Consider the following 17924-nt stretch of genomic DNA (forward strand, 5'->3'; position numbering starts at 1 on the left):
ACGGACTTGTAATCGGTTCCGTTCAACACGAGTTTCATTGTTCGTGCTGCGCACGCAACGAAACTCTAGCTGTTGGCGGTAGTTTCTTTCTATTTTAAGTTTCTGATTTTTCTTCCGTAATATTTGTTTGAGAATATTCTTTTGATTTTCTCAATTAAGTTACCTTTCTCTTGCTTTATAAAACTTTTCAAAATCTTTTCCGCTTCACTAAAGCTTTTGGAACTACAGCGACCTTTAAGCCATTTCCCTTCACTAAAATTCATTGAAAATTCCATTTCTGTTTTCTGTCCATTTTCCACAAACCATTCAAGTAATTCAAAGTAGTCTCTTGAGGTTGGCAAAATAGCTTCGTAAGAATATGTTTTTAATTCCGACTTTTTTACAATTTCAACTGCTAAAAACTCTTCAATTTCATCGTCTCTATACATTTGATTTCCTATTGGACCATTCACTTTTACTATGTCTAAATAGTTGAATCCAGTTTCTGGTTTTGGAACTCTTTCAAGAATTGCATATCCATTTTTTGTTTTGCCGTAAGTTTGATTTCTTTCGGAATCTAAAATTATTGCTGCTATCCAATGTTCTGGAGTTCTCCAAAACTCTTTGTCAAATTCCATAGATAAATATTTTAATTTGCACTGTGTTGGGAAATTACCGCCAACTAATTTATATGCGAAACAAACCTTCGCAAAGCATGCCTAAATTAGGTATATAAGCGAAGGTTTGTTTCGTTTTATATTTTTCAAATATATTGTTTTTTTTCTTACAAATCATCAAACGGACTTTTTATATGTTGAATACTTTTTGTACTCACGTGGGTGTAAATCTCGGTGGTTTTGCTGCTGCTATGTCCCAACAATTCTTGTATATACCTTAAATCAGTACCACTTTCCAGTAAATGGGTGGCAAAACTATGGCGAAGCCAATGTAAAGTAACTGGCTTTGAAATTCCGGTTTTTTGTAATGCCTGTTTTAATATGAGTTGTAAACTCCGTGCGTCATAAGGCGCTCCAGCTTTTTGCCCTTCAAATAAATAGGTGGTTGGTCTGTAATCTTTGTAATAATCCCTCAGCATTTCCAATATCTTAGGGCTTAATGGTGCAATTCTGTCTTTTTTTCCTTTTGAGTTTTTTAACATAACAAGATTCCTTTTAGAATCAATATGCACGGGTTGTAAGGCTAGTAATTCTCCACAACGCAATCCACAGCTGTAAATAAGAGAAAGCATCATTTTATGTTTTACATTACTATGCGCATTCAATATCAATTTCACTTCCTCTTTGCTTAATACATTAGGCAATACCTTTGCGCGTTTGGGACGGTGTATTTTGTCTAATTCAATCTTCTTTTCTTGAACCGTTTTAAAAAAGAGCTTGATTGCGTTAACAATCTGATTTTGGTAGGAGGCTGACAAATTGTTCTTTAAGATATACTCGTTATTATAGAACACCACATCTTCATTGGTAATTTCAGAAACGGGCTTTTCCCTGTAAAACACCAAAAACGATTTCAATGCCTCAGTATAGGTTTTTAGGGTGCTCTCGCTATATCGTTTAGACCGAAGCCATTGCTTGAACCGTTCTATTTGGGCTATGCCCTCCATGCTGGGGAGCCTGTCGGCGAGTGGTGTCAGTTGAAACCGAATGCGATTCTCCACGGTGTCCGGCAAGTGCCAAACGCTCATTTGCTGGCTCCATCGGGAGCCGTCAATGTTTTTGATTCGGGCAATCAAGTCGGCATCTTTTTCAAAATAAACTGCAATGCGGCTTTCGCCTCTGTGCCTAACAATTTTGGCTTCCCATTTCATATAGGTATAAATTTTATTTTTTAGTGGTCATGTATGATATGGCTTCGCCAGTTCTCCGCCGCGGCGGATCGGGTCGCCTTATTATTCATTGGTGTTTACTTCACCGAAATTTATTTTTAATTGGTGTTCAGTGAATTTCATTTGCCTGCGTAAACTTGTTGTTAATGGTCATTTCATATAGGTATAAACCCGTTGGGTGTAATTCAAAATTGTTTAATTTTTAGCCACATAGAAACATAGATTTTATGAATTTTGAAAGGCGTTTCACTTTATTTGAGAAAAACATAGCCATGTGAACCCAAGTATTGGGCTATCCAACTCTTTTTTTCTATGTTTCTATGTGGTTCAATTTTTTATTTATTCTATAATTTAAATTTTCATCAATTACACCCAACGGGTTAGGTATAAATTTTATTTTTTAGTGGTCATATATGGTATGGCTTCGCCAGTTCTCCGCTGCGGCGGATCGGGTCGCCTTTTTACTCATTAGTGTTTACTTCACCGAAATTTATTTTTAATTGGTGTTCAGTGAATTTCATTTGCCTGCGTAAACTTGTTGTTAATGGTCATTTCATGATTTTTATGGCACTAAAGTAAATAAAAAACAGGAACTTTATACTTCTTGCCATGTGTTTACGGAGGTCATGCAGGAGAGAGTGAGGCAGTGCGTTCCTGTAGCCAGTTGTTTCATTCGGAGCCTTTTATTTGGGAGTCGTGGAGGAAATACGTAATAAAAACCATCTTTTTGGGTACTATTCCCAGCTTTACGTCGGGTTTTGTAATTTAAAACTCAAATAATGAGGATTGTGTTGGTAAAGTCATAATTTTTATCATAAAATAGTAATAGTGTGCAGTCTATTTAAAAATTTAACTATTTTTATATAATTATTTAACTATTTAAAACACCTAAAAAATGAGTAACATCACAGAAAACAAATTGAACACAACCTTAGTGGCCGCAGACCTCGCCACTATTACCACGAGTATTGCCACCATTACGGCCAAGCTTCCTGTAGCCACGCTAGATGAGGACCAACGAAACAGTTATATGGCCATCAATGTAAACAACAAAATATTTGTTGAGGATGTCATTACCGAGCTGAGTGTGAGTGGTGCTGGCATTGTACCTGCGTTTATTAACACCACCTTTCTTCAAAATGATTTGTCGCTTTTTCAGCAAATTGACGGCATCGAAGCGGCCTTGTTGAACCTGATTCAGAAAACTGCCGACCTGAAACGCATTGCCGGACACGAATCCTATGCTACGGCACTAACCGTTTATAAAATATATGATGCCGCCAACCAAGCCGGAATCCCCGGTGCCAAGCAAGGGTTTGATAAACTAAAATCCCGTTTTGACGCGCAGGGCAGACCAACAGAAACAACAGCTTAATTTTTTTTTATATAGAGTAAACCCGTCCAGAGTTATTTGGACGGGTTTTTTTATTCATTGTAAATAGGGTCTATTCAGTATAAACTACATAAAAATGATGAAAAAGTAGTATTTTATACTACATAAACTACATAAAAATGATGATTAAGTAGTACTTTATACTATATAAACTACATTAAAATGATGAAAAAGTAGTACTTTATACTACATAAACTACATAAAAATGATGATTAAGTAGTACTTTATGCTACATAAACTACATAAAAATGATGATTAAGTAGTACTTTATGCTACATAAACTACATAAAAATGATAAATAAGTAGTACTTTATACTATATAAACTACATAAAAATGATGAAAAAGTAGTGCTTTATACTACATAAACAGCATAAAAATGATCTTTTTAGATAAAATAGACGATATTTGTTTTTTAAAAATATGAAAAAATGAAGACTACTCCAGAGAATGCCATGAATATTCCAGATGCAGCTCCAAATACGGGTGCACTATTAATTTCCTATTTTAAAGAAAAACGCATCCGAAAAAGTGCTTTGGCGCGAATGCTGAAAAAATCCCCCAGTACGCTGGTTAGTTTCACTAAAAATAATACCATTCAAACTACCGTGCTTTGGGAAATAAGCCACGCCCTGAAACATAATTTTTTTGCCGATATTGCCGCTTCTTTTCCAGAACATTACAGCAACAATGTAAAACCAGACACTACTAAAGACGACCGAATTAAAGAACTGGAATTAGAAAACACAATTCTCAAAGCCGAAGTGGCTATTTTGGTTAAGACCCTGAAAGGATAAGGTGAGGTACTTCTCCAGTTCGTTGTTCAACATTCGTTATTTATATCATTAATCATTAAAAGTATTGCTATTATTCTGTGTGATTTTGTCATTGCTTCGCCTATTCACTCGAAGTGATTTACTTCTCCTGTTCACTCGATGTGATTTCTCCTTCGTCGAAATGACAAATGACACTGTTTTTATTCTGGTAAAATAAAAAGGTTTAGGGTTTGTCATTTCGACCTTTTGGGAGAAATCACATAATCTAAGTCACTCGATGTGATTTGCTTCGCCTGTTCACTTCGTTTGGGTCTCCCTCTCCTTTGGAGAGGGGCAGGGGGGTGAGGAAATTCCCAACCTACCATATTTAACACAAACCAATGTCCTATTAAGGGTATAATGCTTTAATTTGCAGCATCAATTTTTATAAACCATGACAATTAAAACCGCAGGTTTTTTTATAGTAGGTGTAGTGTTGTTTTCCTGTGCCACTAAAAAAAGCATTCCTTCCTTGGCAGGCAAAGCAGTTGTGTCTCAAGCCAGCAGTAAAGTGCTCCTGAATGCTCCTGAAATTATGATATTGGAGCATAAAAATAGAGACGCCCTACCTGTAGAATTGGCTGCCGTTAACGATTCTACTTTTGTGAATCTCAAAGACTACAGTCCCGATTTTATGTACGACATGAAATATGCCAGTGCCGATAATTTCTTGAAATCGAAAGTATACGATTGTGCCGAATGTTATTTGCGGTATAAAACCGTGAAGGCATTAGTAGATGCCAACCAAAAATTCATGAAAAAAGGATACCGCATCAAGCTTTTTGATTGTTACCGCCCGGTAGACATTCAAAAAAAAATGTGGGCCATTGTCTCTAATCCGGAGTATGTTGCTGATCCTAAAAAAGGGTCCATACACAATAGGGGCGGGGCAGTAGACATTACTCTGGTTGACGAAAACGGAAAAGAACTGGACATGGGAACCCCTTTTGATTTTTTTGGGGAAGCCGCCAGCCACGACTATGAAAACCTTCCCGACGAGGTGAAAAAAAACCGCCGCCTCCTGCGGAACATCATGACCCACAATGATTTCAGGATTTTTGAAAGCGAGTGGTGGCATTATAATTTAAAAAATTCCAGAAAAGACCCTTTGTCTAACGTGAAATGGAAATGTGAGTAGGGGGGAGAATTTTTTTGATAGTTTAATTCTTATTATTGTTAAAATAATCCAATTTGGTTCTTTTCTGCAAAACCATTCCCCAATAAAAAACCACCGCAGGAAATACGATGGTTAACCCGTTGGGTGTAATTCAAAATTGTTTAATTTTTAACCACATAGAAACATAGATTTTATGAATTTTGAAAGGCGTTTCACTTTATTTGAGAAAAACATAGCCATGTGAACCCAAGTACTCGAGCGATAGCGAACAGGCGAAGCAATTGGGCTATCCAACTCTTTTTTTCTATGTTTCTATGTGGTTCAATTTTTTATTTATTCTATAATTGAAATTTTCATCAATTACACCCAACGGGTAATATATATTCTTGATTTACAGGAGCACGCTTATGCTTTTGTAATTTTTACCGATGCTTTATAAGTGCTGTAGCCATATAAAGCAACAACCGCCAAACAAATTAAAGGCAAAATAAAGGAGAAATTCACCTCAGGGATGAAACCAAAAAGAGTTACATCTGAAAATCCAGCACCACCCCAATCTAAAATACTGCCTTGCAATACTGGCATCAAAGCGCCACCTACAATGGCCATAACCAATCCGGCAGACCCAATTTTGGCTTCGTCTCCCATGTCCTTTAATGCCACTCCATAAATGGTTGGGAACATGATAGACATAAAAATAGAGATGCATATTAGCGAAATCAATCCCGGCATTCCCTGTAATACAATGGCTCCGGCGGCACAAACAACACCTCCAATACCAAATACCATCAGTATTTTTGAAGGATTGATGCTTTTCATCAAACCGGTACCAATCCATCGGCCCAATAAAAATAAAATCATGGCGGTGATGTTATAATAGGTGGCAGTCAATTCTAATCCGAACGTTTTATTGATGTTGTCTACATATTGAAAAATAAATGTCCAACACATAATTTGCGCTCCAACATAAAAAGCTTGCGCTACCACGCCATATTTGTAATTTTTATTGGCAAATAGTTTTTTGAAGGATTCTGATATAGACATTTTATCTTCTTGTTTCGTTTTAGGCATTTTGGTAAAAATAATGATGATTAAAATGAGCAAGACAAAAATCCCCAATCCAATATAGGGAATGCTAATAATACCCAAATCATTTTCTCTAATACTGGCCAATTCGGTAGATGATAGCGCTTTGTAGGCTTCTTGGGTATAGTCGTCAGATTTTATTTCTTTGATTACTAAAAATTGGGCCATGACTAATCCAGTAATGGCTCCAATAGGGTTAAATGCCTGCGCTAAATTCAATCGTTGCGTGGCGGTTTCCTTATTGCCCAGAAATAAAATTAAAGGATTGGAAGTGGTTTCTAAAAAGGCCAGTCCGCAGGTGATGACCCATAAGGAAACCAGGAAAAACGTATAGCTTTGGTAATGGGCTGCGGGGTAAAATAAAAAAGCACCAGTGGCATACAAAACTAGCCCCAATAGTATTCCGGATTTATAGCTGTATTTTCTAATGAATAATGCGGCTGGCAATGCCATAAAGAAATAGCCAAAATAAAAAGCAAATTGCACTAAGGAGGCTTGCGTATTAGACAGTTCGGGCATCACTTTTTTGAAAGTGGAAACCATGGGGGTTGTTAAATCATTCGCAATTCCCCAAAGGGCAAACAGGATGGTAATGATGATGAATTGAAAAGCTAATTCTTTACTGATTACGGGTATTTTTTTGGATAGGTTCATGGTTTTTGTTTGTGTAATTTATAGATTAAAACAGCGTAGTTTCCTGTATTTGTTGGGTATTATATTAAAAACCGCATAAAAATTCATCGATTTCAGATTGTAGAATGACCGGATTAGCACCTTCGTTTTGGGCAACAATAGCGCCTATGGCACAGGCATGATTGAGGGCATATTGCGGGTCTTCTCCGTTGAGCAACATGATGATTAATGCCGCCAAAAAAGAATCTCCGGAACCCACAGTATCCACTACATGTACTTTGAACCCACAGTTGTAATAAAAGGTATTGTTAGAATATAAAACCGCACCATGAGAGCCTAAAGTCACACAAACGGTATTGGTATTGGTTTCTTTTGCAATGAATTTAATGTTTTGCTCCAATGACTTCTTGTTGGAGTTTAAATCTTCGCAAATTTCATTCAACTCATCATCATTAAACTTTATAAAATCGGCGGTGTTCAATAAATCCAATATGGTTTTTTTGGCATAATGCGGACTTCTTAAATTCACATCAAATATTTTATATTTGGCAACAGCCAAGAGCTCCTTTAGGGTGTTTTTAGAAACTAAATCGCGGGACGACAAACTTCCGTAAACTAAAAAATCAGCGTTTTTTACAATTTCAAGGCTCTCATTTGAGATTTCAATTTTATCCCAGGCCGCAGGGTAATTGATGTCATAGGAAGCATTTCCTTTTTCATTTAGAATGACGTTAACAATCCCCGTAGGATAGGTTTCATTTACTTGAATGGCCTTGGTGTTTATCCCTAAATCATTTAAATAATGGACTAATAGTTGCCCGTTGGCATCGTTCCCAATGGCACTTATCATGGCAACATCGCCACCGAGAGAGTTCAATCGGGAGGCCACATTTAGGGGTGCTCCACCAATTTTTTTGTGTTCCAGGAAAACATCAAAAAGGATTTCTCCAAAACTGACACCTTTTAATTTCTTTTTCATTTTTTTATTTTTTTAAGTAAAACAATATATTAAACAAGTAGGTTAACCCGTTGGGTGTAATTCAAAATTGTTTAATTTTTAGCCACATAGAAACATAGATTTTATGAATTTTGAAAGGCGTTTCACTTTATTTGAGAAAAACATAGCCATGTGAACCCAAGTATTGGGCTATCCAACTCTTTTTTTCTATGTTTCTATGTGGTTCAATTTTTTATTTATTCTATAATTTAAATTTTCATCAATTACACCCAACGGGTTAGGTTAGTAAGGTTTTATGAATTAATGTACCATTTATCGACCATATTTCTCATAAATAGCAGGCTTCCTTTGGCCAGCTCTTCGGAGTTGTATTTGGAAGGCCTCCACAAAGAGGTTGGGCCAACCAATGCCGTAATTTCCGACGAAAAATTTTCAAGAACTAACGGGCCTTGGTAATTAATTGTTGCCAATGCCTTAAAAAAATCGTCCCAATGCACGTTGCCTTCTCCGGTCATTCCGCGATCACTTTCAGTGATATGCACGTGTTTCAAATGGTTTCCCGCACGAATAATGGGGTCGTAAAAATTCCGTTCTTCAATATTCATGTGAAAGGTATCCAAATGCAATCCAATATTTGGTTTGCCTATGCTTTCAATCAAATCCAACACTTCTTCGGCAGCCGTAAAGACGTAGCTTTCATAACGGTTAATGGGCTCCGGGGCAATAGTAATGTTGTTTTTTTGAGCATAATCAGCAACTTCTGTAAATACCTGCTGGATGATGGCTTTTTCGTCAGGAGTACAAGGCTTTCTCGTGAAGGTCCCTATGGCCGAATGTAGGACGCCTCCCAAAAAATCACCCTCCATTTCGGCTACTTTGTCCAGCGCCGCTTTGATGATAGATACCGCTTGTTCTGGATAAAAAGGAATATGGCAATTAGTGGGTAAATTCAGGGTACACCGGCCTAAAATGCCGTGGTGGTCCAGTTGTTTTTTAGTTGCCTTCGCATCGAAATCCAATGAGGCAGGCAAAATAATTTCGAGCAGGTCAAAGCCGTAAGCAGCGGTTTTTTCTATGGCATAGTTTCCGCCATCAGTACTCCATCCTGGGATGAAGGATAAAATTGTTGTTCCAAAAAGTGGCATAGGATATAATTTTAAAGGAGTTATCGTTTTGTTTAAAGGGGAATTGGTTTAAAATAACCACCATTCTGTTTTAACTCCCAGATAAGTTCCCCAACTTTTTTGGTTTACTTGCAAATAGGGAGAATAATTGTGGTCGCGGGCGTAATCGTTGTAGTGAGCCACCGTACAAACCAATCGGATGTGGGGACGACTCCAAGGGTCTTTTTTTCCTAAAGGTACTAGGGTGGGAGCAAAAGAAAATTTCCACATGCTGGCTTCTGGATTGTCTCCGTCTTTTCGCACGGCATAATGAACCTCTTCAATTAAGTGCAACCATTTGGTGACGTAATAGAAACTTCGGAAGCCCACCACAAAATCGGTTTTTTGATTGTAGAATTGGTTTCCATTAAAGTACTCGGCCGTATGGGTGCTTGCGGAACCGCCTTTGCTTTTGGTGAAAACACCATATCCGTTGAGGCAGAATTTTGGGGAAAGGTTCAGCAAAAAATGCTCTACCGCTGTAACGGAATAGGCATTGGTGTATTTTCCCTCGGCATCGGGAGCTCCGTAGGTTGCCCAAGTGAATGTGTTTCCATTATCGCCACCGTTGGCAATTCCTGCCCCATATCGAACGGACAATTGATTGAACGAACCCGGTAATTTAGTTTTGAACGGAGTATTGTATTTGATTCCGGCTACCCAACCGTTATCGGCTTGGTAATTTTTAGATGCGGCTGCAGCGTTGGCTGCCACATGATGAAATTCTCCTAAAAGTTTAATTACGTTGTTGTTTTTCAGGATAATGCTGTGTTCGCCTATCCAAACCATGCGTTGGCGAATGGCAGGATTTGTTGCGCCGGCAACGGTAACCTCATAATTGTAGGGATATACATTTGTGGAATCGGCCGATGCGGGCATCAGCATAGTAAGTTCAGTGTTTTTATGGCTTACTCCAAAACCTTGCGCCGAATGGTCATCAAAATAAAAATAATCACTGATGTGGATGTCATCATAGCGTCGAAAACGGGATCCCACCCAAGCTGACCATTTACTTCCCATAATATTTCTCGCTTCAACAAAAGCTTCGGGAAGAATAAAGGTTAATCCGCCATTGGAACGGGAACTGACATTTCCTATAAATTGTCCGTTGGCAGTGTACATTCCCAAACGCATTTGGAAGGTTACATTGGTGCTGTCTTTTCCGTTAAGCTTTGGGGCGAAATGTACCGCAGGCAAAATATCGATATAATCGTTTTGTTCCATTCGGCCTCCCAGAGAACCCTGCCCGGAAAGGTTTAACGGTTTCCACATATTTCCTTCTCCGTTTGGTGCCAATCCAACCCCAATCCGGCCGGTTGTTCCCAATGAAAAATTAGTATTGGTTATGACCACCTGCGAATAGGAGCAGATGGAAGTGATTGAAAATAGCAGTAAAAGGAGGTTGGTTCTCATGGGTTTGTTTTAGAGGTTAAATTTCAATTTTTTAAATGATATTTTTAAATATTTAATAAACGTCTATTTGACTATTATTTTTCAAATGTAAAAATAATTTTGACACAACAATAAAAAATAATGAATTATTTTAAAATATCAATAATAAATACCCTTTAATTATGGTAATGTAATAAAAATACTTGCAATTAACGACATATTATAAATAAAGTATATTTGACGTTTAATGTGTGAAATTTTTTGATTCTTTAGTGAAATTTAAATCGCAAATAAATCATTACTTTTGTATTTATAAATGATTTGCACCAAACAGTTTGGTCATTCTGGTAAATCCTATTAATAACCTACCCCCACATTTCATGAGACCTAAAATAATTCCCAATATATCTGTTGACTGTGTCGTTTTTGGATATGACGTCACTACAAAATCATTGAACGTATTGTTGATAAAACGGTATTTGGAATCTAAAGAAACCCATGAAATTCTAGTAAATGACCATGTATTAACGGGATATCATACGCTAGAAAATGAAACCATAGACGATACAGCCACCCGCGTTTTGAAGGAGTTGACGGGGCTTGATAATCTTTATAAAAAGCAGTTCAAAGTTTTTGGCGACCCCAATCGTTTGATGAACGAAAAAGACAGTATATGGGTAGAAAGCGAAAATTTCAATCAGCGCACTATCACCATTGCCTATTATTTCTTGGTAAAAACACATGAGGTAGATGTAAAAAACAATATCCATAAACCGCAATGGTTCCCGGTAAATAATTTGCCGGAATTAGGATTTGACCATAAAGCAATTATCAATGAAGCCTATGCCGATTTAAAGGCAAAATCATTATCTGAACCCATAATTTTTGAGCTATTGCCCAATAAATTTACGGTTAAGGAACTGCAAGACGTGTATGAATCTATTTTGGGTGTTGAAATTGACAACAGGAATTTTAGAAGAAAATTGTTGACCAAAAAATACCTGATTGCGCTGGATGAAAAACAGGTGGGGGTTTCTAAAAAGCCTTCCCAACTATTTATGTTCAGTAAAGATATTTACCAAAAAATCTACAAGGAAAGTTATTTGATAAGTATATAAAAAGCAAGAAACTTGGTTTAATAAATGTTTCTCATTAATTTATTACTTGTATTACTCTATGCAATGCAAATAATTCATAAAGTAATTTTCCGGTTCATAAATGTTCCCGTTTAACTCGGATTTCAATTCTTTTTTGAAAATATAATCGGCACTTTCGGTACTGTATTGTATGCGAATGAGAGAAACCGGGGATTTTTTTAAGTCTTCGAAGCCCTCTTTCTTAAACATAAAATAACCTGTTAAAAGCCTGTTGTCAAAACCTTTATCGTCCCTTAGTAAAGTAGCGCAATTCTCCTGATTAATGTGTATTAGGGTCACAATTTTTCCATTAATTAATTGCAAATAAATTTTGGAGTTTTTATTAAAACAATTCGCCTTCATGAAATTTTTGCTCTTTTCAATGAATTGCAAATTCAATGTTGGTAAACCATCGGTTAAAACCAATGTGGCAAAAATGTAACTCGATTTGCCGTTAAAATTTTTTTCGTAAATCAAATAATCCTTAGTAGCCTTATATTTTCCAATAGAATCGTTCACATTAGCGCTGATTTCGCAAGGTTTTTGTGCCTGCAAATTCAAATTAAAAAAGGCAATCAGTATAAAAATAGCGAATTTCATGGTTTGTTTATTTTGGTGCAAATTAAAACTATTTTAATGTCATTGAGATCCGTCGTGAAAAAACAATATTGGTTTCCGCCATCTTTTATCTTCCATTTTTTTCGGATGCTCTCCACGCTGTCAGGGAAATTTCTTGTGGACAAGTTTGCCTTTTGGTTTTCAAGAACCCGCTTCATTTCCAGTTTGGTATATAAAATGCAATTTTCGATTTTAAAAACACGTCCCGGAAAATCCATAGGTTTGTCAGAAGTATACAAATGGGAATGGCGGTGCAGTTTTTCCAGTTTAAAAAAGGTACTTACATTGTCAAACCCTCCCGATTTCATGATGGCACTATTGGGTTCGAACAGGTATTTTTTTGGCAGACTAAAAGTAGCGGTTTCTGGATTTTTGTCTAGAACGAATTCAAATTTTGATACCGATTCTTCTTTTATAATGTTCACCGTTTTTACGGAAAGGACTCCCGAATATCCCTTTGATAATTCCCAAAGCAGTTCTTTGACTTCATTGTCCAAAGCAACAATATGAATGTTTTTTACGTTTTTCAATTCAGACAATCCCGCAGTAATATCGAGAATTGGTGCTGTTTTGATTAAGATGTTTTCGGTATAATTGAAATAAAATTCCAACAGTTCCGGGACATTCGGCAAACAGTCTTTGAGCATAAAAACCTTGCCTTTGGTCTCATTTCTTCGGGAAGGATCAATGTAAATCCAATTGAATTTCTGGTTTAATTTTTTCAAGATAGCCGTGCTGTCTCCTTGAATACAAGTGACGTTTTGCACCTTCAATTTTTCGAAATTATGCTGTGCCGTTTCCGATAAGTCCGCGTCGATTTCGCAATGAGTTATGGATTTTAGAGCTTTAGAAAAATAATAATCGTCCACACCAAAGCCTCCCGTCAAGTCAATTAAACGATCTCCGGAAACCATTGTTGATTTGTACTGTGCTGTTTTTTCGGAGGACGTTTGTTCCACAGAAATTTTACTGGGATAAATGATATCTTTGGTTTGGAACCAAGTGGGCAGTTTGTCTTTCGCTTTCCTTTTGGCTAAAATTTGATTCAGAATTTCCACCCAATTCACTTCCGGAAACGGATTTTTTTGTAAGGCTAATGTTGAAATATTTTTCTCAATATTGGCATTAATAAATTCTTGGATTTCAGGATTTAGAAGTGTAAAGTTCAATGGAATACTTGTTTATTGGCCTGTTTGCGTTTTCGGAACAAATATACTTCCTTTCTTTAATATTCTTGAAAAGCATTTATCTTTTCAGTGCAAAGTGGCTATCAAATTCTTTCATAACCCCATTTTCCTCGTAAACAATTTTAAACCAATAATCTTCAGAAGGCATAGGGCTGTTTTTATATAAACCATCCCAACCGTAATCAGAAGGTTTCATTTGTTTCAATATTTTTCCATACCGATCGTAAATGCTAATTAAGGATTTGGGTAAGTTTTGCATTCCTTTTATCATCCAATAATCATTAAATCCATCAGCATTTGGCGTGAAGAATTTGGGATAATTAAAAACGGAAATTTTCTTAGCCAATGTGCCACACCCATTTTTGTCATTTACGGTGATTTTATGTTCTCCGGATGCAATATTTTCAAAAACGGAACTGTCCTGAAAAGGGCCAAAATCTAATTGGTATTCATAATCCCCACCATCACCAGAGGCCACTACTGTCACTGTTTGATTGTCTTCAAAAGCATCCGTTGCCTCGAAGGTTAAGGTTGCGGGAGGACTCGATTTTAACACCTCTACAGCTATTATTTGGGAGGAACAATGGGTTAGGGTATTGGTTGCCATAACTCCGTATGTGTCTGGCAGGGTAACGGATAGGGAGTTTTCGGTTTCCGATGGCATCAATGCGGTAGCATTAGTATTATACCATTCAAAAATATGATTGTTTAAAGATACCCCACTTTGAATAAGAATTGAATTGTGTTTGTTAGCACAAAGTATGCCTCCATTTGGGGTAGGATCAGGAATTTTATTTACCGTCACGGTAATTTTTCCTGCCTTACTAAAGCAATTCGGAGTTAAGAGATTGTTTATTTTTATATATGCATCCTGTGTTTTTATGGTCGTAAGTGGTTTTATTCCCAAATTGGCATCGTTTTCCGTTGCATAATAAGTTACATTATAATTCGTTGAAGCTTGTCCTGCAATAATCTCGGCAGATAAAGTTGTCGAATTAATTAATACAATGCCGTCGTTAATGCCGTCTGTATCACAAAAGGCATGAGCAGTTGGAATGGGGTCAATTATTACGGGACGGGTTATGGTTATCGTAAAATTACTTTCATCCGTACAGATTCCGTTTCGGTTATAAAATTCATTGTAAATGTAAATTTTTTGGTTGGTATCTATTTTGTCACCCGCATGTAACAATGTTCCTTTTCCTCCTGATTCGGTAAAATAATTGCCCGCCGTTAAAACGGGTAGCGTATAGCTTTCGCAAGCATCAATGGGATTGGAAACATCCACTCTTGGCGTAAAGGTGATTGTGAAATAATTTTCGACGGGACATGCAGGCGTAGTATCGGTATTTCCATATACATATATGGTTTGAGTCGTGGTTATGGCATCGCCAGCACGAAGTTTTTTACCGGTTCCTCCTCGACCGGTATAGTAATTTCCGACAGAACCCGCGGACATAGGGGTCAAAATATAGGATACACCTCCGCAAAAATCCAAATCGGCTCGGTTATCTACATTCGCTAGTTGATGGATAATCATAGAAAAAGGAAGTTCATTATCACACTCTTTAAGGCTGATATAAATATAAATAGTTTGGCTTGTTCTTACTTCATAACCCGCGTGCAAGAGTATTCCGGTTCCTTTTTTACCGGTGTAATAATTACCATGTGTTAAGGGCAATAGTGTATAACTGTTACAATAAGCCACACTGTTGTCATTAGGATTGATTAAAGGAGGTAAATTGACGGTAATAGTGAATAGTGTTTCGAATGTTGGACAATTTGACGTAACATTGGCAGGTACATAGATATAGAGTGCCGTTGTTGTGTTAATGACGGTTCCAGCTACAATTTCGGTTCCAGTTCCTCCGGCTCCGGTAAAATAATTGCCTACCGGTAAAACAGGAAGTGTAAAATCAACGCAATTAATGGAATCCGTAGGATGAGGAAAACTGCCGATGTAAACTGTAAACTCTTTTGAATCGGTACAATTTGGAGTAGTTCCAGTTTCAGCAAAAGCATAAATAGTTTTTGTCTCGGTAATTACAGTTCCGGGGAGGATTTTATTCCCTAAACCATTGGGTTGGTCAAAATAATGCCCAACGGCAATGGGAGGTAAGGTATAGGAGCTACAATCATAAACATTAGGGTAGGGAAACAATTGTGGGGCATCAATAATGCTGACGCGAAAACTTCCGGCCGAAGTACAGGTTGGATCAATAACAGATTGAAAATAGGTATAAATGGTTTGTGTTGTCGTAATAATGGTTCCAGCCTTAATTTCAGATCCGGAACCGTTTGGGGCTGTGAAGTATTTCCCGTATTCTAAAGCTGGTAAGGTGAACCCATCATTACTGCAATAGGTACCACTTTTAGGAGTGATTAGAGGGAGGTTTACAAACGTAATTTTAAAACTGTTTTCTGGAGCAGGGGAACAAAGAGTTGTTGGGTTATAGATATAGAGTATAGTAACATTAGATCCAGAATGCGTTGTGGTTTCTGTGATGACATCGTTTGCAAAATATTGATTCCCGGTGCCCACATGTTCATCATAATAATTCCCAATCGTTAAAGGAGGTAATGTGTAGGATTTACAGACATATACAGGTTTTAAAACATCTAAAAGCGGCACGGGGACTACAACCAGATTAAAAGGGATGGTGTTGAAACAAGTAGGTTCATCTCTGTTTTGTATTCGGGCATATAAGGTGGTTCCAGTAGAGAGATACCCATCGGTAGGTAAGGGATCCGTTTCTGAATTGGCATCGTCTTGCGTAGCATAATAAGTGACAATATTAAAAACGGGAGATTGCCCATTTAATATTTCTGCTGTTTTTGAAGCCAAAATAAAATTGGAAGTCTTAGCCTTAGAGGTGGAGCATTGGATCATATCCGTCGGTTGGTTTGCGACGGGGCCTGGTGAGGTTAATAATTTGAATGATTTGACTGTGAAACAAAGATTAATTTGATTTTTGATTCGAACATAAAGGGTTACTCCACTCGGACTGTTGTATAAACGGGGTAAAGGGTTTGAACCACTATTGGCATCAGCCAAAGAAGCATAGTAGGCTATTTCTAAGGGGATTAAGGGACTTCCGGAGCCCGTTAACACTACAGGGTCGTTTATCGCTAAATTATAATCATAATTGGGTCGTCCCGCATCACATCTGTAAAGATTGATTGGATTTGAAGCTTTAACAACGGGATAGAATTCTATCAAAATAGTATCAGTAATGGGCTGGCAAATATTAATATAATTCGTATAGGTAACGCTGTAAGTTCCTGCCGTAATGCCACTGAGTGTAGGGCCCGTTTTATTTGGTAGTACAACATTGTTTTTTTTCCAAATGAAATGATAAACAGCTGGATCCAAACCGGTGGTTAAATCGGGAGGTGAGCTTCCAACACAAATGGCTCTTTTGTTTTCGATGGAATAATCGAGACCCAAGACATCCTGACTCAAATTAAAACTTTGGGAGGAGAGAAAAATGGCGGAGTCGGCACCTGAATTATCCCGGTCTGCAATAACTAATTTAATATGATACAATACATTTGGTGTTAGCACTGCCATGGCTGTCATTTTTCGGGTATTCCCTTCAAAGTTTGTCGCAGCGTCATCGGCCAAAGCGCCTCCATAATAATTATCAAAGTAGTCACTGTTTGAAGAAGTACAAGTAGAATTATAGGCGAAATCCCGAACTGTAAATACCGAAATCGGGATGTTTGTAGAAGGTACCACCGCCAAATTAGTGGTTACTCCCGTGGCCGTATTGGTCAATAAATAAGCAAAGGCATCCGAATAGTTGCATTGGGAATTCCCGTATTCCTCGGAGGCGAATAGAAAATCAAAATTGAAAGTGGATGATATGGGCATAAAGTCAAATTCTAAAACTGTTGCATTAGTAGAAACCATGGGAATACCAGTAGCGGCCATAGTCTTTTCTAAATCAGCATCACCAGACCAAGAAGAATTTCCGTTGTTTTGTTGGCTGACATTAGGTCCAGGTGCGTCTTTAATATTTCCAGTACTTAAAATCACCCCCCTTTTTATTGGGAAATCAATGTTAGTGGTTTCAAAATAGCCAATTCCGTTACTCGAACCAAAATGGGTTCCCGTGCTCCACTTTATGTTGGTAGTTTGAATACATGGTGAGTTAATCAAGACCTGAGAGACTAATTGAGGTATGGAATACTTGGTAGAATCTACCGTTATGACTTGTGAAAATCCAGTAACGGTGAAAATGAAAAATAGGTAAAGCCAGTCGTGTTTCATTATAAATCAGATTATTTTCCCCGGAATAGTTTAAGTATTCGAGGAGGTTAATAAATCATGTTATAATTCGGATAAATTTAATTTGAATAAATTTCCTTAAATTTTATCGCTAAAGTCAAATTTTTGTCTATTAAATTTAGTGATTTTTAACACGAAAAAAAAGTTAAAAAAAACGTAAAACAGTCCTGTTGTTTCGCGAAAAATTGTTAAATAAATATTAACAAATCAAGGTTATTGTATTGAAATCTGGTTTTTTTAAATTTAACCGAAAGAGATGGCTTCTTTTTTTTATTCTTAGATACGAATTTTAATGGGATGAAATAATTCTAA

The 17924-nt window shown here is 37.2% G+C and carries 14 protein-coding genes; 4 read left to right on the forward strand and 10 right to left on the reverse strand.

The features are described 5' to 3' along the window. Positions 1–89: 89 nt before the first annotated feature. Together DB895_RS12755 and xerA are read right to left on the reverse strand one after the other, a co-directional pair. Positions 90–617: a hypothetical protein gene (locus DB895_RS12755; RefSeq protein ID WP_116725755.1), complete on the reverse strand. Its 528-nt coding sequence runs from the start codon at positions 615–617 to the stop codon at positions 90–92. 146 nt (positions 618–763) lie between these two features. After that, positions 764–1807 carry a site-specific tyrosine recombinase/integron integrase gene (gene xerA / locus DB895_RS12760; RefSeq protein ID WP_116725756.1) on the reverse strand — a complete coding sequence of 348 codons (1044 nt, stop codon included), beginning with the start codon at positions 1805–1807 and terminating at the stop codon, positions 764–766. A 913-nt stretch (positions 1808–2720) separates the two neighbouring features. Between xerA and DB895_RS12765 the strand changes: the two genes are divergently transcribed. Then, positions 2721–3200 carry a hypothetical protein gene (locus DB895_RS12765; protein ID WP_116725757.1) on the forward strand — a complete coding sequence of 160 codons (480 nt, stop codon included), beginning with the start codon at positions 2721–2723 and terminating at the stop codon, positions 3198–3200. Positions 3201–3647: 447 nt separating this feature from the next. Beyond that, positions 3648–4013, forward strand: coding sequence for a hypothetical protein (locus DB895_RS12770; RefSeq protein ID WP_116725758.1), 366 nt, complete (start codon positions 3648–3650; stop codon positions 4011–4013). A 48-nt stretch (positions 4014–4061) separates the two neighbouring features. Here the strand turns inward: DB895_RS12770 and DB895_RS14315 are convergent, their stop codons facing one another. Next, on the reverse strand, positions 4062–4229 hold the full coding sequence (locus DB895_RS14315) for a hypothetical protein (protein ID WP_166426978.1): 168 nt from the start codon (positions 4227–4229) through the stop codon (positions 4062–4064). 337 nt (positions 4230–4566) lie between these two features. Here DB895_RS14315 and ddpX point away from each other — a divergent pair, with 337 nt between their 5' ends. Beyond that, on the forward strand, positions 4567–5169 hold the full coding sequence (gene ddpX / locus DB895_RS12775; RefSeq protein WP_243694676.1) for a D-alanyl-D-alanine dipeptidase: 603 nt from the start codon (positions 4567–4569) through the stop codon (positions 5167–5169). A gap of 384 nt (positions 5170–5553) precedes the next feature. Here the strand turns inward: ddpX and fucP are convergent, their stop codons facing one another. The 4 genes from fucP to DB895_RS12795 all read right to left on the reverse strand — a co-directional run bounded on the left by fucP (position 5554) and on the right by DB895_RS12795 (position 10401). Beyond that, the gene (fucP, locus tag DB895_RS12780) at positions 5554–6888 is read right to left on the reverse strand and encodes an L-fucose:H+ symporter permease (RefSeq protein ID WP_116725760.1); all 1335 of its coding nucleotides are present in this window, start codon (positions 6886–6888) and stop codon (positions 5554–5556) included. A 64-nt stretch (positions 6889–6952) separates the two neighbouring features. Further along, positions 6953–7846, reverse strand: a complete 894-nt coding sequence (locus DB895_RS12785; RefSeq protein WP_116725761.1) for a carbohydrate kinase family protein — start codon at positions 7844–7846, stop codon at positions 6953–6955. A gap of 272 nt (positions 7847–8118) precedes the next feature. Continuing rightward, positions 8119–8970: a sugar phosphate isomerase/epimerase family protein gene (locus tag DB895_RS12790; protein ID WP_116725762.1), complete on the reverse strand. Its 852-nt coding sequence runs from the start codon at positions 8968–8970 to the stop codon at positions 8119–8121. A gap of 48 nt (positions 8971–9018) precedes the next feature. Continuing rightward, positions 9019–10401: a carbohydrate porin gene (locus tag DB895_RS12795; protein WP_116725763.1), complete on the reverse strand. Its 1383-nt coding sequence runs from the start codon at positions 10399–10401 to the stop codon at positions 9019–9021. Positions 10402–10760: 359 nt separating this feature from the next. Here DB895_RS12795 and DB895_RS12800 point away from each other — a divergent pair, with 359 nt between their 5' ends. Beyond that, positions 10761–11498 (forward strand): NUDIX hydrolase, encoded by a 738-nt coding sequence (locus DB895_RS12800; RefSeq protein ID WP_116725796.1) that lies wholly within the window; start codon positions 10761–10763, stop codon positions 11496–11498. Positions 11499–11549: 51 nt separating this feature from the next. Here the strand turns inward: DB895_RS12800 and DB895_RS12805 are convergent, their stop codons facing one another. From DB895_RS12805 to DB895_RS12815, 3 genes are all read right to left on the reverse strand, one after another. Continuing rightward, positions 11550–12116, reverse strand: a complete 567-nt coding sequence (locus DB895_RS12805; RefSeq protein WP_116725764.1) for a hypothetical protein — start codon at positions 12114–12116, stop codon at positions 11550–11552. Continuing rightward, complete coding sequence (locus tag DB895_RS12810) at positions 12113–13303, reverse strand: THUMP-like domain-containing protein (RefSeq protein ID WP_116725765.1); 1191 nt, start codon at positions 13301–13303, stop codon at positions 12113–12115. The genes DB895_RS12805 and DB895_RS12810 overlap by 4 nt, the downstream gene beginning before the upstream one ends. A gap of 76 nt (positions 13304–13379) precedes the next feature. Then, on the reverse strand, positions 13380–17594 hold the full coding sequence (locus DB895_RS12815; RefSeq protein WP_116725766.1) for a T9SS type B sorting domain-containing protein: 4215 nt from the start codon (positions 17592–17594) through the stop codon (positions 13380–13382). Between the last annotated feature and the right edge of the window lie 330 nt (positions 17595–17924).

Origin of the sequence: Flavobacterium psychrotolerans (assembly GCF_003097635.1) — a bacterium.
GTDB classification, from domain to species: Bacteria; Bacteroidota; Bacteroidia; order Flavobacteriales; family Flavobacteriaceae; genus Flavobacterium; species Flavobacterium psychrotolerans.